This is a genomic window from Pseudoalteromonas sp. APAL1 (assembly GCF_021532475.1).
In the GTDB taxonomy this organism is placed as follows: domain Bacteria; phylum Pseudomonadota; class Gammaproteobacteria; order Enterobacterales; family Alteromonadaceae; genus Pseudoalteromonas; species Pseudoalteromonas lipolytica_C.
Window position 1 is genome coordinate 1 of record NZ_JAKGAW010000012.1, and the last position, 21167, is coordinate 21167.

Here is a 21167-nt window from a genome sequence, read left to right on the forward strand (position 1 = left end):
GCATTTACCTTCGCCGCACTTACCTTCTTTAGCTGCTTTTTTATCTGCGCCGCATTTACCTTCGCCGCACTTGCCTTCTTTAGCTGCTTTTTTGTCGCCGCCGCATTTACCTTCGCCGCACTTACCTTCTTTTTCAGCTTTTTTATCGCCACCACACTTACCTTCGCCACATTTACCTTCAGCGGCATCTAGCTGATAACCAGCTTGCATTTGCTGAAATTCAAATGGGTTAGCGTTAGCATCAGTGGCTGCAAAACTTGACGCACCAACTACAACCGCACCTAATGTTAATGCAATTGAATTTTTCTTAACTGTGTTCATTATCGACTCTCTTTTTTATAAAGGGTTATTAAACAAGACCTGCGAACTGAAAATTACTTTCAAAATTACTAAATTATTTTCTGAAACCGATGATAAAGCAAATTACGATTTATCAAATATAGAATAGCAGGTAGAATACGCGTCCAATTTTTATTAAGTATACAGGTATCATGCGACTAATTTTAGCACCAATGGAGGGAGTTGTCGATTTCAAAATGAGACAGCTACTCACTGATTTAGGTGGATTTGATTTATGCGTTACAGAGTTTGTTCGTGTCGTTGAAGACACACTACCCGAGCGTGTATTTCATCGTTATTGCCCTGAATTAAAAGCCGGTGGTTATACCCGTGCTGGAACACCAGTGCGGATTCAATTACTAGGCCAAGTTCCTAATGCATTGGCTGAAAATGCAGTCAAGGCAATACTCTTAGGATCTCATGGTATCGACTTAAATTTTGGCTGCCCAGCAAAAACTGTTAATAAAAGTAAAGGTGGTGCTGTACTTTTGAAAGATCCTGAGCACATGTACGAAATAATCAAAGCCGTACGTGATGCAGTTGATCCACGTCATGAGGTCAGTGCAAAAATCAGACTAGGGTTTGATGACGATAGCAACAGCCAAGAAATTGTTGATGCTGTTGTCAGTGCGGGTGCATCAAGTCTTGCTATTCATGCAAGAACGAAAAGAGATGGATATAATCCACCGGCATACTGGGAAAAGATCCCTCCGTTAATCAAAGATAAAAACATTGCTGTTGTTGCTAATGGTGAAATTTGGCAAGTTGAAGATGCATTGCTGTGTCAAAAACGCAGTCATTGCCAAGACTTAATGCTTGGTCGTGGTGCTCTAGCAATGCCTGATTTAGCTAAGCAAATAAAAGCACATGTCGAAAATGAGCAGTACACTCCGATGCTTTGGGAGCATGTGATTTACCATATTATTCACTCTTCTATGCATCAAGATGAAAGCAAGTGTGAGAAATATTTTGCTTCTCGAACCAAGCAGTGGCTTGGATACCTAAAACGCCAGTACCCACAGGCCAACGCAATTTTTGATGAGATTAGGCGTTTAAAAGCCAAAAATGAAGTTGCAGATGTACTTAGAAAGTATGCCAAAGCGCCGAGTATTGATGCAAATCATAACTAGCTAACTTGTTTTGTTTGATAATGTCAGTATTGCCCACTTGGAATAAACGCGATGAACAATACTGAAATTCAAACAAAGTTATCTGCAGAACTTGCGCAGGTTAGACAACGTTTACTCGATATGCTAACTAATTCTGATCAAGGCTATCATCAGCAACTGCTATCGCAACTCAAGGATAATCCCCCTTCAGAGTGGTTAGAGCTGACAGCGAATAATCTTGGCCCTGAGTATCAACTATTAATTTCTCGCATAGAAAAATTAGAAGCAGCTCTATGCCAGATTGATATTGGGCAATATGGTTATTGTTGTGATTGTGAAGAAAAAATTGATGATGAACGTTTACTTGCAGATCCAGCAAGTCAGCGCTGTCGGCGATGCGCTCCTTAGAGCGCAGCACATTAATTTACAAATATAAAACTCATCGCAGGATAAAGGACAATATCCTCAATTAACCAATCAGCTTGCAGCTGATCAACATTCAAACGCTTCATTAAGTTGACACGAGCTTGCTGTTCACTCCACGTGTGATAATGGATCCCCACATCAGTTTCCATCATTACTTGCCAAAAGTATTGCTCGCCTTCTGATAATTCACGTTTATTTTGTAGCGGATCAATAAATTCTAACTGCCAATCAAAACCATCGTGCTGATGTTCTTGGGTAAAATAGCTCATTACTAATGGTTTTGTATGTGAATCAGTTAAAGGTAGTAAAAAATCAGCACTGTGAGGCTGCTTTAAAGCCAGTTGTATCTCGCTAAGCCAATCTAACGGTGGTTTAGTCACACCACTAAAGTAATTCAATTTACTCTGATACCAATCTTTACCATTCGCCAAGCCAACCAAACCCAGTTTTGTGCGTGGCTTATATTGCGTTAAATATTGATTAAGTTTATTGAGCGCTGTTTGCACGTGGTTATCATTGTTATTTAAATGAGCTGTAACCATATTATGTAACAAGGTTAATTCGATTTTATTCAGTTTAAGATTACTCTGCTCAGCTGCAATTAAACGTGTTTCAACCAATTCTAACCAGGCTGCTAATCCCTGCTCACTGAAATCACCTTGTAGACGAGCGTTGCTAATAACATCACGTTGAATTGGCCATACAAAATAACGTTCAGGGTAACGCTCAGCAATGATCAGATAGTTCAATTGCGCTTGTTGAGAGTCAGTTAACTCTGTACCTTGTAGCCCTTTATAAGCGAGGTGTCGTGCCTGTAAATAGCTCTCAGAGAAAGGCCAACTTGTTACCTTGCTATGTTCATTTTGGTTAGATAATAAATTATTAATGTTTCGAAGTTCTTGCTGTCCTTCGTGAACCGTGTTGAATTTTGTAGTTTGTTCAGAACAAGCTATCAGCATCACACTGGCGACAAGTAAAAATACGATCTGTCTTAGCATTATAAAATTCCATAAAAAAAGCCCCAGAGGGGCTTTTTAATTTAAAACAACATCAATTAGATTTTCACGCCATTACGGTTCGCTTTATCTTTGATGAAGGTTGACCAGCTCTTCGCGAATTTACGCGTACGCGGATCGTCCATTGCTTTAGTGATAGCGTTATAAGCTTGCTTGTACTTCTCTTGGTAGTAATAAGCTTCAGCTAAGTCAGAGTAGATAGTTCCTTTTTTATCAGAACCTAACTCTAACGCCTTGTTCAAACGAACAACGGCTGCACTATAGTTTTGCGATTGTAAAAGTAATGAACCTGCTTTGCGGTAAAGCTCTGCATCGTCATCAAATTTAGCCGCTTCTTCATAGTATTTAGCTGCTTTCTCAATATCTTTTGAGCGGTGGTAGTTAGATGCCACTGCACTGATATTTTGCTTATTACGCTTAACTTTATTTTCGTTAATTGCCTTTTCAAGCACAACTGCTGCTTTGTAAGGAATATCGTTTAACGAATAGAAGTTAGAAAGTACTTTGTATTCAACTTCATTTTCAAAATAGCCATTTTTATAGGCAACTTCCATGGTCGCAAGACCTTTCTTGAAGTCTTCGGTTTGTAGGTAATATTTACCCAAACCAACCCAGGCTTTTTTGTCTTCAGGCCAAACACGAACAATCTCTTCAGCTACTTCTACCATGTTTTTGTACTGTTTAAGTTCAAAATAGGCAGCAAGCTTTAATTGGTAAGAGGCTTTAGCAGGCTCTTTTGCCAATTCGATTGCTTTGTTTGCAGCAGGAAGTACGTCTTTATAAAGTTTTAACTCGTAGTTTGCTTGTGCAATACGTGTATAAACTTTGTCGTCTTCCTCACCTGTGAAGTCCATCCAAGCTGCATAAGCTTCTTTTGCTTTTGCATATTGCTCTGTACCTGCGTACATGTCACCTAATAGTTTTAGGCCTTGCTCTTGGTCAGCAAAGTTTAAAACATCAGGTTTAACAGCTGCTTGAATGTGCTTGATAGCTAACTGGTACTGCTCTTTTTGAGCGTACATTTGACCTAAATAACGGTCAACAGTTGCTCTGTCGAAGTCATCCGATGCATCAATTTCTTTAAGCAATGCAATGGCTTCGTCAAGCTTTTCTTCATTGTACAAGTCAAACGCTTTAATTACTTTCTTACCAACGCGCTCACCCATAACTTTAGTTTTTGCTTTTTTACGCGCTTCAATTTTCGCGTAGTCTGGCGCCGCTAAAGCAGGTGCAGTAAATACCACACCCGAAAGTGACATAAGAAGCGCAAGAGCAGTTACTTTAGATAAATTTCTCATTACTCGCCTCCTTAGTTGCCTTGATTAAGTTTAAAGTCTAGTTGTACTTGAAGACCAAATTGCTTTTGTGGCTTACCATCAATAACTTTTGGACGGTATTTCCACTTAGATAACGCTCGCTTAGCTTCGCGGTCGAAGATACGTTTAGGATCTGCATCGATCACTTCGATATCTTCTACACCACCTACTTCGTTGATAGTGAATGAAAGTTGAACCCAACCTTCTTTACCATCACGCGCTGCTTGCGTTGGGTATTTTGGTTCAATACGAACGATAGGTGTAGCATCACCATCACGTCCAAATGCACCAGGACCACTTAGGCCACCAGCTGTGCTTCCCACATCGATGCTTGGCATATTAAATGACAAACCACCAGTATTTGGGTTGCTGTTTTCCGGCTGAGGCGGCTGCGGTTTAGGCGGCTGCTTTGGCGGTGGCGGAGGCGGAGGCGGAACACGCTTCCTCTCCTGCACCTTAGATTCAGGCGGATTCGTCATAATTTCGACTACAATCTGTTCTTTTTGTTCAGTCGCACGATCAGCTCCACCGGAGATGAGGTACGCCATGAAGTAGAACAAGCCGAAAGTAACTGCCCCACCTGCAATCAGTGAAAACAGAAAACGAATCATTACTGATCTCCAGCTATTGAAATTTTAAGGTTATCACCCGTCGCTTTGATCTGGTCCATAACTTTAACTACTACGCCGTGTTTTGCTTCTTTATCAGCTTGCAAAATTACAACTTCAGTAGGTTGTTCTGCTAATAAACTTTCAAGTTTAGCTGATACACGCTCAACGTCTACTTGTTGTTTATCAATCCAGATTGCACCGTCAGCACGGATAGCAACAAAAATGTTTGCATTTTTTTGCTTCGTAGCTGCAGCTGCTTTAGGTTTATTGACTTCGATACCAGCCTCTTTAACGAACGATGTAGTTACGATAAAGAAAATAAGCATGATAAATACGATGTCAAGCATTGGCGTCATGTCAACCGCTGCTTCTTCTTCTTCACGAAAACGTTGTTTACGTGCCATATTTAATTCTCTCTCTAGTGATGAGGCATGCTATCTACAAGTTTAGCTTTCGCCATTCTCGCTCTTGCCTCAAGGCGTGAGCTAAAGAATACTCCAGATAGTGCCGCAACCATTCCAGCCATTGTTGGGATTGTTGCCATTGAAATACCTGATGCCATTAAACGTGCGTTACCAGTACCTTGAGTAGCCATGGTTTCGAAAACCGCGATCATACCCGTTACTGTACCTAGTAAGCCGATTAAAGGACAAATAGCTACCAATGTCTTAATCAACAACATACGCTGATCTAATTTTTCAGACGCTTCAGAAATCCATGCTTCACGGATTCTGTGTGCGTACCAAGACGTAGTGTCTTGGCGGGCATCCCACTGAGCTACAATGTTCTTCGTCATACGAGGAAACTCAGCTAGTAGGAACCAATAGCGCTCAATCATTAAAACCCACATAAGAAAGAGTGCTATCGCGACCACGTATAAAACCTGGCCGCCTGTGCCAACAAAATCCCTGATAGATTCCCAGATCTCCATCAGGACTAGCATTAGGCTTTCTCCTTCTCCGCGTGAGCAGCGATAATACCAGCGCTTTGCTCATCAAGGACATGTAAAACCGACTTACTACGACTTGCAACGATTGAGTGAAGTAGAATAAGTGGTAGAGCTGCAATTAGACCTAGCGCAGTAGTAACAAGTGCTAGAGAGATGTTACCAGCCATGATCTTCGGATCACCTGTACCGAACAATGTGATTGTTTGGAACGTTAGGATCATACCGATAACCGTACCTAGTAGACCTAGTAATGGAGCGATTGCTGCCAAGATCTTGATGATGTTGATACCAGCTTCGATGCGAGGCGTTTCACGTAGAATTGCTTCGTCAAGTTTAAGCTCAAGGTTTTCAACGTCTTGATTCTTGTTGTCAGCGTAAACCTTAAGAATACGACCCAGTGGGTTGTTTGTATTCGGAGTAGAAAGGTTTTTAAGCTGGCTCTTAATCTTAGTGCTAGTAAGCGCAAGATCAAGGAAACGAACGATGAAGATAAGTAGACCAACAACAAGTAATACTGTGATGATGTAACCTACTGTATCACCTTGATGGTAGTATTCCATTAACGACTTCTTCTGCGTGTTGATACGTAAGATCGCGCCGCGAGTCGGGTCGATGTATACGCCAGCGTAGTTGTCTGCAGAAGTTTTTTCTAAATCGCTGATACCAGCTAGGATGTAGCTATCAGGTTGCTTACCTAGAGGTTGGATCGCTTTAGTTTCTGGAGAGTAGATTAAGTAACCGTTGTCAGTAACTAAGTTGAAGTTACCAATACGCGTTACTTTCTTCATTGAAGATGAACCGTCAAGACCTGCAACTTCAGTTTCGAAAGTTGAAACTTTAGCTGATTCAGTCATTTCAGTTTGAAGAGAAATCCAAAGTTCTTCAAGTTCACGTACAGTTGGAAGCTCTTTCGCAGCAGCTAGTGAGCGAAGTACTTCAGCACGTCCTGGTTTTTCAGCAGAAACAAGTGATGCTTCGATTGAACCGATTGCATCAGCAGCTGCACGACGTACAACACCGAACATCTCACCTAACGTACCTTGAGCATTTAAAAGAGCTTGCTCTTTCTCAGCTAAAGTATTTTCGTTTTGTGCGTATTCTTTAGATAAACGGTCACCACGTGCTTTTTCAGCAGCTAGGTCGCTTTTTGCTTTGTTAAGTAACGCTTGCTTGTCAGCGCGAGCTGAAAGGAACTCTTGTTCACGTTGCTTGTTTAATTTACCTTCAGAAATACGTTCTTGCTTAACTTGCTCAAGAATTTTGTCTAAAGCATCAGTGTTTGCGTGTGCATTAAGCGCGGTACCTGCAGAAACAGATAGTACTGCTGCAACAGCAAAACCTTTAAATAGTTTCTTCATTATTGATTACTCCGCGCCAAAGATTGGTAGTTTAACAAGTTCTAATGTCGCTTGTTTACGCGCCATACGGATAACTTCTTTAACAGGTTTTAGGTATTCTTCACCTAATTCTTTCCACTGTTTAGTGTTGTTATCCCACACCCACGCGTGCTTAAGGTCAAAAGACTGTGCTACGTAAGTGATACGACCTAAACGACCGAAGTCTACGTTGATATTTTTACCATCAACTTCAAGCGTACCTTGTGAAGCTGTTACAGCTGAGCTGTATGCAGTTTCAACAGTGTAAGCTTCTAGAACTTGGCGGAATTTTTCAGATGTAGTAACTGAAGCTGATGCCATGATGTCACGTAGTCTTTCAACACGTGCTAGGCGGTTTTCAAGATTGAACGGAACGTCCGCTTTGATGAATTGCTCAAGCGTATCGATCATGCGATACATCAAAGGCACAACGTTTTGTTTCGTGTTATCGATTGTTGCGATTTGACGGTCAAACGATTCGATAGACGCGTTTTGGTCAGCGACCAAACGTGCTACGTGATCATTATACACCTTCATTAGCTCAGTTTCGTCAACAACGCTACGGTACTCAGCGATTAGCTCCTGAGTTTGACCATATACATTGTCAATTTTAGTTTGAGACTTAACAGCAGCCTTTTGAATTTGTTGACCTGCATCTTGCACATCTTTCAAAGGATCTGCAATCACATTGCTGCTTGCAAATGCAAAAGCGCCAACCAACGCTGATGCTACAAGACTCTTTCTGATTTTAACAGACATAGTTCCCAACCAATTAAGTAATGTTACTTTTATAATTTAATTACCTTCCGAAGAAGACAACCCTGATATCTTTTAATAGATATCAACCCTCCAATAATGCTAAATGCATCAGAGTCTGTCAACTTGATGTTCGGCTTTCGTCCGAAAAATTTGGTAACTCGTCGTTGATAGGAAAATAGCCCGAACAATCAATTAACAAAAATATAACAGACCCACCAAAGGGAAGGTTCTAAAGCCCTTTACTAGCAAACACCACGTTCATGCTGGGTTCAACCTTAAACATAAATGTAACATTTAATAAAACCAGAAAAGGTATAAGAAAATTTAAAAAAAAATTCTATTTAGTGATCTAAAAAATCTAATTTGCAGAATTTTTATGCACTCATCAGTAGGTAATGTTTAGTAAATGCACAATTGCCTTACTAAACACAAGGATGAGCGAGAATTTATCTCTCACCGCTAAGGGTGAGAGTCTCAAAATATGGCGCGGTCTTTAACAAGCTTTGCTAAAGAGATAATTGAATCAACCTCAAGCTTTTCAAAGATTTTTGTCTTGTACGTACTTACTGTTTTGTTACTAATAAACAGCTTTTCACCGATATCTTTGTTTGAGAGGCCCTGTAGTAAGTAATTCATCACTGCAAGCTCTCGCTCAGTCAGTAATTCATCAATATCTTTTTCAGATGCTATTAAATGCTCTTGAGGAAAGAAGGTATAACCCCTTAAAATCATCTCTACTGCAGATGAAATATCCTCTAAGCTTTCAGCCTTGTTAACAAAACCTTGCGCGCCTAATTTAGCCGCTGTTCGAATAATGTGTTTATCTTGCTTTGCTGATAAAAATAGCACTTTACCAGAGAAGCCACTGCTAACTGCGCGTTTGTATAAACTAAAGCCATCTGAATCTTCTAATTCGATATCTAAAATAGCTAGCGCGACATTATTACTTTTTAAAAACTGTAATGCTTCCTTTTGACTCGCAACAGCTTTTACTTCATTAACCAGAGTTGACTTTGATAGTACCATCTTGATTGCTGTTGCAACCATTGGGTGGTCGTCTACCAAAAGTATATTGTTTCCTATGCTCATCGATTAGCGAACCTTCATTATATTTCATCAAACAAGTATAAGTTACTCAGAATTTATTCCACTTGTGAATACTTTAAGTTTAGCGGGTAATTTTGAGATTGTTGAAAATATCTCAAACATTATAAAAAAGAGGTAACTTAACCTGTTGATCAAAACTACTAGCCAATACAACAGTCAATGTTGCATTGAGTAAATCCCGTCTATGAAGCATATAATACTTTAGTTATGGAGAGTAGCTTTTAGAGGATTGTTATCGAACTTTTAGCTTAATGTCTGACTAAAAAAACCCGAGACAATGCCTTTGGGGGATTATTAATTCGGTACAGACTACCAAGTATGAGGTACAAAGGGATTATTTATATAAGAAGTAGAAAAAATGGTTTAGGAGAAAGCGTAGTATGAATGAGGTAGAGATAGTTGATAATAGGTAATAAATGAATTTTGGTGAAACAGAAACTGTTTCACCAAAATACTTAGTTTCGCATAACGAATTATGCTACTTCTACGTTCTCAGCTTCAGGGCCTTTTTGACCTTGTTTGATGCCGAAAGATACTTGTTGGCCTTCGCTTAAAGTGCGGAAGCCTGTACCTGTGATAGCACTGAAGTGTACAAATACGTCAGGACCATTTTCTTGTTCAATAAAACCGAAGCCTTTTGCTTCGTTGAAGAACTTAACTTTACCAGTAACCGTGTTTGACATACCAAATTTTCCTGTAAGTCAATTATTAAAATTCAGCCATAATGGCTCTATCCTCCCTGAGTGAATGCCCAAAAACTAGGGGGTAAAGTACAGGAAGAACCAATAACCAACCGGTAACCGAACAAGCCGCACATTATCCGTAAATTCTATACGCAAAAACTCAAAGCAATTTAAGACTAACACATTAAATAGCTTTTAGCTCTATTAATCGAAAATTATTTTGAGGTCAACGGCTAAACTTTTAAATATGACAGGCATATTTCTAAACAATTAAAAAATAATAAAAAAGCCCAACGTAATGTTGGGCTTCTGAATAATATTAGCTAACAGTAAGCTCGCTTACTTAACTTGCCAATCCATGTTAGCTTCAGCTTTGATCGGCACTACCTCAGAGTCTCCTAGTTTGTAACTTGCAGGAACAGTCCAGCTTTCTCTTACCAGTGTGATCGTGTCTTTATTACGCTCTAAACCGTAGAAGTCAGGGCCAAAATGGCTCGCAAAACCTTCCAGCTTATCTAATGCTCCCGCCTCTTCAAATGCTTCAGCATATAATTCAATCGCTGCATGTGCTGTGTAAGCACCTGCACAGCCACACGCAGCTTCTTTTTTATCTTTATAATGAGGAGCAGAATCAGTGCCTAAGAAAAACTTTTTGCTACCGCTTGTCGCTGCAGCAATCAATGCTTGCTGATGAATATTACGTTTTAAAATTGGTAAACAATAATAATGTGGACGAATACCGCCCGCTAGCATGTGGTTACGGTTATAAAGTAAGTGGTGAGCTGTGATTGTCGCCGCTACATTATCAGGTGCGTTATTAACAAACTCTACGGCATCTTTAGTCGTAATATGCTCAAGTACTATTTTAAGTTTAGGGAAGTCAGTTACTACATCGGCTAAAATTGTATCGAGGAAAACTTTTTCACGGTCAAAGATATCAATTGATGAATCTGTCACTTCACCATGCACTAGCAGCAACATCCCTACTTCTTGCATTGCCTCAAGTACTGGGTAAATATTTTTGATTGATGTTACACCCGAATCTGAGTTGGTCGTTGCACCGGCTGGGTATAATTTTGCCGCAACAATTTTACCCGTTGCTTTTGCTTTTTTGATTTCTTCTGGTGAGGTTTTGTCCGTTAAATAAAGCACCATCAAAGGCTCAAAATCACCCTGAGGGCCTGCGGCTTTAATTCGCTCATAATATGATAAAGCACTGTCAGTGCATGTGGCCGGTGGAACAAGGTTTGGCATAATAATCGCGCGCCCCATATAGCGGCTTGCATCACGTACAGTATCGGTTAGCTGATCACCGTCACGTAAATGAATATGCCAATCGTCTGGGCGGGTAATTGTTAGTGTTTCAATCTTATTTATATCTGACATTGCTGGTTTCCACGGCTAAAGTTAGAGGGGTAGCGCAAACTTTATACAAATAACGAAGTTATTTTTTGAAGTTTGTGTTCAGATGCCTAGTTTACACCAGTTGCTGTTTTTTTTGAAAATAACTTTGTAGATAGTTTGATAGTAGGTTAACGTAATAAGTTAATAAAACATTTGGGTTACTTTTCTTTCTATGTCTAAGAATTTAGATACAGCGTTTGCACTTGAGGTCAAAACTGACCAACTCCATATTATTAATCAATTCTCTTCATCGCTAATGCAATTAGATACTGTTGAAGAATTATTAGAGTATGTGACTTCGCAAGTAGTAAGCAGGCTTGGATTTATAGAATGTGTCATATTTTTAGTCGATGATGAGTCTCGTACATTAAGAGAAGTTGCGTCTATGGGAACCACTCTCGCAGACGATACATACCATATTGTGCGCACCGAAATTAGTTTTGAGCAAGGTATTACTGGGTATGTCGCTTCAACCGGTAAACCGTTAATGATTGGTGATGTAACAAAAGACGAACGCTATATTGCCGATGCCCGCCCTGCACTTTCTGAACTCTGTGTTCCTTTAGTATATAAAGAAAAGGTATTAGGTGTTATTGATTGCGAGCACCCGCAAAAAAACTATTTTAATGACGCCCATTTAGAAATTTTATCTACAGTCGCACATTTACTCAGTGCAAAGTTAAATCAAGTCAGAACTGTAGAAAACCTTCAGCAAACAGTAAAACAATTGAACGATGCTCAAAAGTTGGAAAATTGCATGTTGCAAATCGCCAACCTTACTTATCAGTCAAGTGAACTCGATAGCTTTTTTGAGTCTTTACATAGCATTATCACCTCGTTACTCAGAGCAGATAACTTTTTCATTGGGCTATATGATAAACAAAGTGATGTTTTAGATTTAGTTTATATTATCGAAGAAGGTGTCCGTTCTAATGCACATACTAAAATTTCTAAAGAACTCTTAAAAGATACGGCCTCTTACTACCTTTTAAAAATCGATAAATCACTGTTGTTTAATAAAGAGGCGTTTCAACAACATATTGATGCGGGTCATTTTAAAATGGTTGGTCGACAAGCAGAGTCTTGGCTTGGTGTGCCATTTAAAGTAAATGATCGAATAAGTGGAGTCATTGCAGTTCAAAGTTACAGTAAACACTACCACTATAATGAACATGACCGTGCTTTACTTACTTATGTCAGCCGCCAAATCAGTATGGCAATCGACAGGCAGTTATCACGTCAGGAGCTAGAACATCGTGCATTACATGACGAACTTACCGGACTGGCAAATAGATCGCTCCTCATCGAACGAATAAAACATGGTATTTTGCGCTTAGCACGCGCAAATAAAGGCACACACCATGCTCTACTCTATTTAGATTTTGATCGTTTTAAGAGCATCAATGACTCACTCGGCCATGAAGTGGGAGATCATTTTTTAGTAAAAATCTGCGAGCTCATACAAGGTACGATCCGAAATACAGATACATTTGCTAGATTAGGTGGAGATGAATTTGCCATTTTCATGGAAAACATAACAGATAAACAACAAGTTCAAGATGCTCTTGAGCGTATTAAGGCAGCTTTAGCAAAACCACTGAATATTGATGGCCATTTATTACAAGCATCAACCAGTATTGGCGTAGCATTCTGTGAAAGCACTAATGATAAGGCTTATAAACTTTTGCAACATGCCGATGCAGCTATGTATGAAGCCAAGTCGTCAGGCCGTGGGCAAGTTAAGTTATTTAACAATACCATGCGCAAAAAGTTAAAAAATCATGCCGACATTGAAAACGACTTACAACATGGCATTGAGCATAATGAGTTTGAGCTTTATTACCAGCCCATATTCACAATTCAAGATACACAGGTTGTTGGTTTTGAGGCACTTGTTCGCTGGCATCATCCAACCAAAGGTTTTGTCTCTCCTGCCGACTTTATTCCTGTTGCAGAAGATACTGGTCAAATAATCAATCTAGATTTACATCTTCTAGATTTAGCTGCGCAACAAATAGCCAATTGGACAAAACAAGGCCTATCATTTGGTAGAGTCACTGTTAATGTTTCCTCACGACACTTTGCAAGTTTAGACTTTGTTTCGCAAATACACGCATTATACGCAAAGCATCAATTACCTTTAGGCTCGCTTTGCATTGAGATCACAGAATCTGGCTTGATTGGAAATTTAGAGCTTGCGACTAAAATTATTGAGGGATTATCGCCACTAGAAGTTAAATTATGTCTAGATGACTTTGGCACTGGTTATTCTGCACTTGGGTATTTGCATCAACTACCAATCCACATTTTAAAAATAGATAAAAGCTTCATTGATCACTTAAGTAAAGGACAAAACCCATTAGTAGATGCGATTTTATCCTTAGCACAATCTCTACAATTAGATGTTGTAGCCGAGGGTATTGAAACGAATCAGCAACTTGCTATTTTAAAACAAACTCAGTGTAAGTTTGGCCAAGGTTTTCTCAAGGCCCGCCCTATGCCGATCAGTGAAGCAGAAAACATTATACGTAATGGTCTTCACTAAGAGTATGAAAATGAAAGCCTTACACTAGCAAGGCTTTCATTGATATCTACTATACTACAATTCCCCAGGCGCAAAGTTATCTACTGCTATTGCCTGCTTGCGGAGCGAGTTCGCCTCATTCATTCGTGTAGCTACGGTTTCGTTTATGAGGTTTTTATCTGCAGCAGCAGCTATCGCATCTTCCAATTCTAAGTGACGACCAATCGTGCCTTCTTTTTGCCATTTGCGTAATTGTTTAAAATCTTCATGGGTATCAATCATCGCGATAAAGGCATTTTCCATTACCCCGGTACCTGCATTTTCATCAACATAACAAAGGTGCGTGAGTCTGTCTCTGAAGACGCCTGGTTTACTCATATGCTCACAAATAGTCTGAGCAATGTCATCACTAGGACGGTGATAATGATTTCCCACAGGGAACACAATGCGTTTTAATAAAAAATTGACCACAGGGTTAGAGAAGTTCTTAAAGAAACCATCGAATGCTTGGCCAATACAAAATAGCGAATGCTCAACCGCGTATTTTACAAAAGGTAAATCTGCTTGTTGACGCCCTTCGTCTTCATAGCGCTTCAAAACACATGATGCAAGATACAAATGGCTAAGCACGTCGCCTAGACGCGCCGAGATCATCTCTTTACGTTTTAACTCGCCCCCTAACACTAGCATGGCGACATCTGTACAAAACGCTGAGCCACGACTCATACGGCTTAATTGTTTGTAATACACCGAGGTTGCCCCACACACCGGCGCTTTTGCAAAATAACTGCGAGTTAAAGCATGTACAAATGCCATGCCTGCATTGCTTGCAGCAAATAGAATGTGCTGAAGCAGTAACGAGTCAAATTCTTTCAATGCAACATCATGATCTTCCATTGCGGCTGCTTCCATTTCTTTTAAAACAAACGGATGACAACGAGTCGCACCTTGACCAAATATCATCAAGTTACGAGTTAAAATGTTTGCACCTTCAACGGTAATTGACACGGGGATCCCCATATAACCATGGGCTAAATAGTTATTAGGGCCCACTTGAATTCCCTTGCCTGAATGAATATCCATGGCATCATTCATCACCGTACGCCCCATTTCAGTCATATGATATTTAGCTATTGCAGTAACAACCGAAGGGCTCAGTTTTAAATCAATCGCTCCAGCAGTCATTAACCTTGCTGACTCTAGCATGTAGGTCAAGCCACCAATACGTGCGAGTGCCTCTTGCACACCTTCAAATTGACCAATCGAAACACCAAACTGCTGACGCACTGTTGCATAAGCCGATGTCATTCTTGACGCTAAATGACCTGTTGCGGTGCTAAGTGCCGGTAACGAAATACCACGGCCTGCACTTAAACATTCAACTAGCATACGCCAACCTCTACCAGCCCCCTTTTCACCACCAATAATCCAATCAAGTGGTATAAATACATCTTTACCGTAGGTGGTACCATTCATAAATGCCATGTTCAGCGGATAATGACGCTCGCCAGTTTGCACACCTTCATGGTCTGTAGGGATGAGCGCACAAGTAATACCGAGCTCTTTTTTATCACCTAATAAGCCATCTGGGTCGTACATTTTAAATGCAAGACCAAGTACTGTAGCAATGGGTGCAAGGGTGATATAGCGTTTTGACCAGTTAAGTTTTAAGCCAATCACTTCTTCACCGTTATGCATGCCCTTACAAACCACACCAGTATCAGGAATACTGCCCGCATCCGATCCGGCCTCAGGGCCTGTTAAAGCAAAACAAGGCACATCATCACCTTTAGCTAAGCTTGGTAACCAACGCTCTTGTTGCTCTTTAGTACCGTAATGTAAAAGCAGCTCACCGGGGCCTAAACTATTTGGCACCATTACCGTAACTGCTGCAGTTAAACTTTTGGTGGCAATTTTCGCTACAATCGTTGAGTTAGCGATTGCTGAAAACTCTTTCCCTCCAAACTCTTCTGGAATAATTAGAGCAAAAAAGCCTTCTTTTTTTAAGTAATCCCAAACTTCTTTTGGTAGGTCTTTATCTTTTTGCACGATTTGATAATCATCAAGCATGGCTAGCAAGGTTTCGACTTGCTCGCTCATAAATGCGCGCTCTTTGTCACTTAATTCAGGCTTGGGAAAACCGTGTAATTTTTGCCAATCGGGGTTACCGCTAAATAACTCACCATCCCACCACACATCGCCCGCTTCCATCGCTTCGCGTTCTGTTTGAGATAAAGGTGGCAACACTTTTTTAAACATACTAAACGTGGGCCGCGTAACAAGATTAATGCGAATGTCTTTCACTGCAAAAATCACAATTACAGCAACCAATAGCAAAATAATTACGGTCGTCATTGTGCAATCCTTTTATTTAAGTCAGTTTTCTCAAGTATGACTGATCGTGCCATAAATACAACGTAAGCAGCGGTAACTTCAGTTGTTTTAGTACGCACTGTTTGTGGTTTAGTAAGACACTGCTATTATGCTAAAGCAATAAAAAACAACAAACTTCTAGGGAATAAAAATGAAGACTCCATATAAGCTGAGCATCAGCGCATTAATGGTCGCAAGTGCATTAGCGCTTACTGGCTGTAATGACGACGCTACGAGCACTAAAACAACAACTGCTGAAGTCAAATCAAGCCAAGTAACAGCACAAGATGCTGATAAATTTATCGCCGATACTGAAAAAGAATTAAGCGCACTATATTTAGAATCAAGTCGCGCTGAATGGATTTATGCCAACTTCATCACTCACGATACTGCTGAATTATCTGCTGAAGTAAATCGCAAAATGACCGAAGCCGTAGTCCGCCTAGCAAATGAAGCTGCAAAATTCGATAGTTTAGAGCTTGATTATGATGCACGTCGTAAACTAGATAAACTTAAACTAGCGCTCACTTTACCTGCACCACAAGATGCTGAAAAAACAGCAAAGCTCTCACAATTAGTGGCTGAGTTAGGAGGTATTTATGGCAAAGGTAAATACTGTAAAGAAGATGGTAGCTGTTTAAGCCTTGGCGAAATGACAGCTAAAATGGCAACGAGTCGTGATTACAATGAATTGCTTGATTTATGGCAAGGTTGGCGTCAAGTTTCAAAACCTATGCGCCCGCTTTATGAGCAACAAGTTGCACTGACCAATGAAGGTGCAAAAGAGCTAGGTTATGCAGATACAGGCGCTATGTGGCGTAGTAAATACGATATGCCAGCCGATGATTTTGCAAAAGAACTTGACCGTATTTGGGGCCAAGTTAAACCGCTTTATGATTCATTACATTGTCATGTTCGTGCCAAGTTAGGTGAAAAATATGGCGAAGATAAAGTACCTCAAGACCAACCTATCCCAGCACACCTGCTAGGTAATATGTGGGCACAAACTTGGGGTAACATTTACGATGTTGTTGCACCAGAAAATGCCGATCCTGGTTATGACGTAACAGAACTATTAGCTGAGCACGATTACGACGAACTAAAAATGGTACGTGGCGCTGAGAAGTTCTTCACCTCAATGGGTTTTGCACCATTGCCAGAGACCTTCTATGAGCGCTCATTATTCACTAAACCACAAGATCGTGACGTACAGTGTCATGCATCAGCATGGAACATAGATAGTAAAGACGACCTACGTATTAAAATGTGTATTCAACGTACAGGTGAAGAGTTCTCTGTTATTCACCATGAGTTAGGTCATAATTTCTACCAACGCGCGTACAACACGCAACCTATTTATTATCAAGAAAGTGCGAACGATGGTTTCCACGAAGCGATTGGTGACACCATTGCTCTTTCTGTGACACCAGGTTATTTAAAAGAAATTGGTTTATTAGACGAAGTGCCTGATGAATCTAAAGATATCGGCCTGTTAATGAAAATGGCATTAGACAAAGTAGCATTTATCCCATTTGGTTTATTAGTAGACCAATGGCGCTGGAAAGTTTTCTCAGGTGAAGTAACGCCAGAGAACTACAACAAAGCGTGGTGGGAGTTACGCGAAAAGTATCAAGGTGTACAAGCGCCTATCGCACGTAGCGAAGCAGACTTCGATCCAGGTGCTAAGTATCACGTACCGGGTAACACACCTTACACACGTTATTTCTTAGCGCACATTTTACAATTCGACTTCCACAGAAGTTTATGTGAAATTGCCGGTAATAAAGAAGCGATTCACCGTTGTTCTGTATACAACTCTGCTGAGGCGGGTGAAAAACTAAATGCAATGTTAGAAATGGGCTCAAGCCGCCCATGGCAAGAAGCCCTTGCCACTATCACTGGTAAAGAAGAAATGGATGCAACAGCAATCTTAGATTACTTTGCACCGTTACAAAAATACCTTGATGAGCAAAATGAAGGCCGCCAGTGCGGTTGGTAATAATGAAAACGAAAAAGCCCGCATAATGCGGGCTTTTTTATGTCATCAAATTAATGATTAAAACTGTAAGCTTACGTTTGCGAAGTATGCATCGTAATCTGAGTCATCCCAGTTGTTTGCATAACCTGCTTTTAAGCCAACGTTTTTGTTAAAGAAGTGCTGTGCACCAAAGCTGTAGTCATCTTCTTTGTTAAACGTTACAAATACTGATGTTGCTTTAGAGAAGTAGTAGTTAGAACCTAGTTCCCAAGAGCTACCGCTATCATCTGTATCAGCAATAGTACCTTCAATTGTTAAGTAGTTACCTTGTTGAAGATCCATGAAGTATTTTGCATTTACAGCACGGTAATCAAACTCATCGTCAGCTGTGAATGTGAAACCTAAGTAATCAGTGCTGTTAAGCTGGTGATTATATTTAAGGTCAAACATTACTGTGTTATCACCGTCTTCTACGTCGATAAATGTAGCTTTAAGAAGAAGGTTAGGATTAAAGAAGTAACCTGCAGACACATTGAATAAATCAGTGTCTGAACCGTAATCGTAGTTGCTGTAACCCGCACCGATTACAAAATCTTGTACGAAGTACTCACCGCCGATGTTAGTTACATCACCAAAGTCGTCATCAGAGTAAGAACCAAATACATTGGTTGTTTTGTTGATGTATTCAAACTGATCGTATGGACCCATCGTTTTCTTTGGCGCGAAGTAATATGTTGAATCAACACTTACTGTGTCGTTGCCATCGGTGTCCATGTACCCTAAATGGCTGATTGATTGGTAACTATCCGCAGCAGTCGCGGCAGTTGACAGAAGCATACTCGAAATAATAACTGCTAACTTTTTCATAAACAGATTTCCCTATTAACATTGTTTCATTGCTGTTGAAAACTAGCCTGATGGCTAAGTTGGGCACATGCTAACGTGAGAAAACTGAACGGAAACTTAACTAAGCATTTGTTTTTACTTGATTAATTGTAATAAAGTGTCGGTAAATGTAAAGAAAAAGTTGGCCGAATAATTCTATTCAAAGCCAACTTATAATTTAAAGTCTATAATTTCAGTACCTTATAAAGAGAATTCACTAATAATTCTGTAAACCTCATTAATGTTATCTCCTGCTTTAAAGTCTTTACTGATTGGCGTTGGATCTGAACCAACCCAAATTTTCAGTTCAGCATCTAAGTCAAAATGCCCGGCACTTTCTTTACTAAACTTAGTAATTTTTGAGTAAGCAATGCTCAACATTTCAACTTTAGAACCAGTAACACCTTGTTTATCAATAATAATTAATCTCTTATTGGTAAAGATAAACATATCACGAATGACTTTATAGGCTTTTTGAACTGTTTCACCATCAATCAGAGTATTGGCAAGCAGCTCTTCTAAATCATCATTATCGACTTCACTTGCGTTACCCATTAATCCACTTAATAGACCCATAACTAGCTCTCCTTATGAAAAATTTGGTTTTCGAGTGTGTGACCATTCACCAGTTGACGATACTGCCAACCTTGTTGATAACAAAAGTGTAGAAGATTGATATCAAAAGGCTCAGCGGTTTTTTCAAACTCGATCACATATTCTTTTGCTTGGCTCATATAAACATGATGTACATGGGCAAGGCCTGCAAGCTTTGCTTCTACATCATCATATTGTTGATTCAACTGTAGCGTAATAAAGTGTTTGTTATCTTGGGTGCTAGAACGGGCTTGATGCTCACTTAATACCCCTTTATCTAGGTGTAAAACTTGTGAGCATAAACGCTCAAGCTCTGTTAAGTCATGGGAGCTTAAAATAAATGTTGCCTCGTTACTTAAAGAGCTTACCAGCTCTCGAACCTCACGGGCATGGATTGGGTCAAGACCCGCTGTTGCTTCATCAAGCATCACTATTTCAGGTGAACCAATTAAAGCTTGTGCAATAGTCACTCGCTTACGCATACCATGAGAAAGGTCATCCGGTCGCTGCTTAGCCACTTCTGACAAACCAACTAGCTCTAAAACCCGAGCCGTTTCTTTTTTACGAACCGCGCCACTGAGCCCTTGTAATTGACCATAAAAGTTAAGTTGATGCGCAATACTAAAACGGGGATCAAGCTGGGCATCTTGTGGTAACGCAGTTAATTTACCAAATAACGCCGCACTACCTGGGTTATGCCCCATGACCGATAGCTTTCCTGAACTTGGTAAAATATAGCCACATAACAAGCTGAATAAGGTTGTTTTACCCGCACCATTTGGACCAACCAGCGCCACTGGTGCCCCTTTATTTATTTCAAAGCTGACGTTATCGAGCGCTCGTTTAACCCCGTAGTTTTTTGACAAGCCTTGTGCTTGAATTAAAACGGTCATAATGAGCTCCTTGCAAAAATTCGTTCTCCAGCAAGCAGTAACACTGCCGTTTGTAAAAGTGGTAAACCTAGAGCCAGTGTGACGCCGGCACGTTGACCTGCCATTAAATCAAGTTGATAGCCCGGAAATATGTAATTTAAAACCTCAAATGCAGGCCATTGCCACGTCAGTAAGCCAATCACAATATTACCGCCAGCAAAGAACAAAATAGCCAATACAAATGCAAGACGCGATGAACGGGCAAAGGTATTCAAAAAGCTCATCAAAGCAATAAATGGCATAACCGCAACAAGCAAATAAAATAACAACATAAAGCTTCGCGTTAAGCCAGAAAGCAGCAAACTGGGCTCACGATAGCCAAGCATCGCAACGGTTGCCATCAAGGTAACAAACAACAGTGCCGCTAAAATGAGTAGCTGCCCTAAAAAGCGACCTATGATAATTTCTGAGCGAGTGGCTCTAAGTGATAAAAAGCGTAACGTACCCCGTTGTCTGTCGCCCACAGTTTGGTCGCTGCATAAAAACAAACAAAAGCTTGGAAAACTAAATAAAGCAATCAGCCAATAAACAGCTAGTTCAGATTCAGGCCAATCAAGTAATTTACTGATGCCAATGGCGCCAAAGGCTTGCCTTGCAAAGTCAGCAAAATCAGGTGAGCTAATCAAGGTCACAGATTGGGCAATGGGATAGCGTAAAATAAGTAGCCAACAAATGGCAAAAGCGGCAACCGCCAGCAAACCACGTTTGGTCAAAAATAGTCGTACCAGCTCAAATTGGGCAATTTGTGCAAGACGTTTAGGATGTAACTGCGTCACTCATAATCCT

The 21167-nt window shown here is 40.3% G+C and carries 20 protein-coding genes; 4 read left to right on the forward strand and 16 right to left on the reverse strand.

What is annotated here, in order from left to right:
* Window positions 1-321 (reverse strand): HvfA family oxazolone/thioamide-modified RiPP metallophore (locus tag L1264_RS07885; RefSeq protein WP_442960440.1); only part of this gene is annotated, 321 nt, incomplete at its 3' end.
* A gap of 170 nt (window positions 322-491) precedes the next feature.
* Between L1264_RS07885 and L1264_RS07890 the strand changes: the two genes are divergently transcribed.
* Together L1264_RS07890 and L1264_RS07895 are read left to right on the forward strand one after the other, a co-directional pair.
* A complete protein-coding gene (locus L1264_RS07890; RefSeq protein WP_235403859.1) occupies window positions 492-1469 on the forward strand; it encodes a tRNA-dihydrouridine synthase in 978 nt (325 codons plus the stop codon).
* A gap of 51 nt (window positions 1470-1520) precedes the next feature.
* The gene (locus L1264_RS07895; RefSeq protein ID WP_199525761.1) at window positions 1521-1856 is read left to right on the forward strand and encodes a TraR/DksA family transcriptional regulator; all 336 of its coding nucleotides are present in this window, start codon (window positions 1521-1523) and stop codon (window positions 1854-1856) included.
* Between the two features lie 11 nt (window positions 1857-1867).
* Here the strand turns inward: L1264_RS07895 and L1264_RS07900 are convergent, their stop codons facing one another.
* The 10 genes from L1264_RS07900 to pyrC form a co-directional block, all read right to left on the reverse strand.
* Complete coding sequence (locus L1264_RS07900) at window positions 1868-2872, reverse strand: hypothetical protein (protein WP_199525762.1); 1005 nt, start codon at window positions 2870-2872, stop codon at window positions 1868-1870.
* Between the two features lie 56 nt (window positions 2873-2928).
* Window positions 2929-4188, reverse strand: coding sequence for a tetratricopeptide repeat protein (locus tag L1264_RS07905; protein ID WP_138557978.1), 1260 nt, complete (start codon window positions 4186-4188; stop codon window positions 2929-2931).
* Window positions 4189-4199: 11 nt separating this feature from the next.
* On the reverse strand, window positions 4200-4817 hold the full coding sequence (locus L1264_RS07910) for an energy transducer TonB (protein WP_135924215.1): 618 nt from the start codon (window positions 4815-4817) through the stop codon (window positions 4200-4202).
* On the reverse strand, window positions 4817-5221 hold the full coding sequence (locus L1264_RS07915; RefSeq protein ID WP_054551557.1) for an ExbD/TolR family protein: 405 nt from the start codon (window positions 5219-5221) through the stop codon (window positions 4817-4819). Before L1264_RS07915 ends, L1264_RS07910 begins: the two co-directional genes overlap by 1 nt.
* Window positions 5222-5235: 14 nt before the next feature.
* Window positions 5236-5760, reverse strand: coding sequence for a MotA/TolQ/ExbB proton channel family protein (locus L1264_RS07920; RefSeq protein ID WP_062570716.1), 525 nt, complete (start codon window positions 5758-5760; stop codon window positions 5236-5238).
* A complete protein-coding gene (locus L1264_RS07925; protein WP_199525763.1) occupies window positions 5760-7124 on the reverse strand; it encodes a MotA/TolQ/ExbB proton channel family protein in 1365 nt (454 codons plus the stop codon). The genes L1264_RS07920 and L1264_RS07925 overlap by 1 nt, the downstream gene beginning before the upstream one ends.
* Window positions 7125-7130: 6 nt before the next feature.
* On the reverse strand, window positions 7131-7901 hold the full coding sequence (locus L1264_RS07930; RefSeq protein WP_135924212.1) for a DUF3450 domain-containing protein: 771 nt from the start codon (window positions 7899-7901) through the stop codon (window positions 7131-7133).
* A gap of 474 nt (window positions 7902-8375) precedes the next feature.
* A complete protein-coding gene (locus L1264_RS07935) occupies window positions 8376-8990 on the reverse strand; it encodes a response regulator transcription factor (protein WP_135924211.1) in 615 nt (204 codons plus the stop codon).
* 491 nt (window positions 8991-9481) lie between these two features.
* Window positions 9482-9691 (reverse strand): cold-shock protein, encoded by a 210-nt coding sequence (locus L1264_RS07940; protein WP_036967526.1) that lies wholly within the window; start codon window positions 9689-9691, stop codon window positions 9482-9484.
* Window positions 9692-10030: 339 nt separating this feature from the next.
* On the reverse strand, window positions 10031-11077 hold the full coding sequence (gene pyrC / locus L1264_RS07945; protein ID WP_135924210.1) for a dihydroorotase: 1047 nt from the start codon (window positions 11075-11077) through the stop codon (window positions 10031-10033).
* 190 nt (window positions 11078-11267) lie between these two features.
* On the opposite strand from pyrC, the gene L1264_RS07950 reads away from it, so the two are divergent.
* Complete coding sequence (locus tag L1264_RS07950) at window positions 11268-13640, forward strand: bifunctional diguanylate cyclase/phosphodiesterase (protein WP_199525764.1); 2373 nt, start codon at window positions 11268-11270, stop codon at window positions 13638-13640.
* Window positions 13641-13694: 54 nt separating this feature from the next.
* Here L1264_RS07950 and L1264_RS07955 read toward each other — a convergent pair whose 3' ends face one another.
* A complete protein-coding gene (locus L1264_RS07955; RefSeq protein WP_235403861.1) occupies window positions 13695-15974 on the reverse strand; it encodes an acyl-CoA dehydrogenase in 2280 nt (759 codons plus the stop codon).
* Window positions 15975-16143: 169 nt separating this feature from the next.
* Here L1264_RS07955 and L1264_RS07960 point away from each other — a divergent pair, with 169 nt between their 5' ends.
* Complete coding sequence (locus tag L1264_RS07960; protein ID WP_199525766.1) at window positions 16144-17991, forward strand: M2 family metallopeptidase; 1848 nt, start codon at window positions 16144-16146, stop codon at window positions 17989-17991.
* Window positions 17992-18048: 57 nt separating this feature from the next.
* Here the strand turns inward: L1264_RS07960 and L1264_RS07965 are convergent, their stop codons facing one another.
* The 4 genes from L1264_RS07965 to L1264_RS07980 form a co-directional block, all read right to left on the reverse strand.
* On the reverse strand, window positions 18049-18837 hold the full coding sequence (locus L1264_RS07965; RefSeq protein ID WP_135924206.1) for a putative porin: 789 nt from the start codon (window positions 18835-18837) through the stop codon (window positions 18049-18051).
* 219 nt (window positions 18838-19056) lie between these two features.
* Window positions 19057-19431: a PH domain-containing protein gene (locus L1264_RS07970; RefSeq protein WP_135924205.1), complete on the reverse strand. Its 375-nt coding sequence runs from the start codon at window positions 19429-19431 to the stop codon at window positions 19057-19059.
* A 2-nt stretch (window positions 19432-19433) separates the two neighbouring features.
* Window positions 19434-20342: an ABC transporter ATP-binding protein gene (locus L1264_RS07975; protein WP_138558939.1), complete on the reverse strand. Its 909-nt coding sequence runs from the start codon at window positions 20340-20342 to the stop codon at window positions 19434-19436.
* Window positions 20339-21157, reverse strand: a complete 819-nt coding sequence (locus L1264_RS07980; RefSeq protein WP_199525768.1) for an ABC transporter permease — start codon at window positions 21155-21157, stop codon at window positions 20339-20341. The genes L1264_RS07975 and L1264_RS07980 overlap by 4 nt, the downstream gene beginning before the upstream one ends.
* Window positions 21158-21167 lie beyond the last annotated feature (10 nt).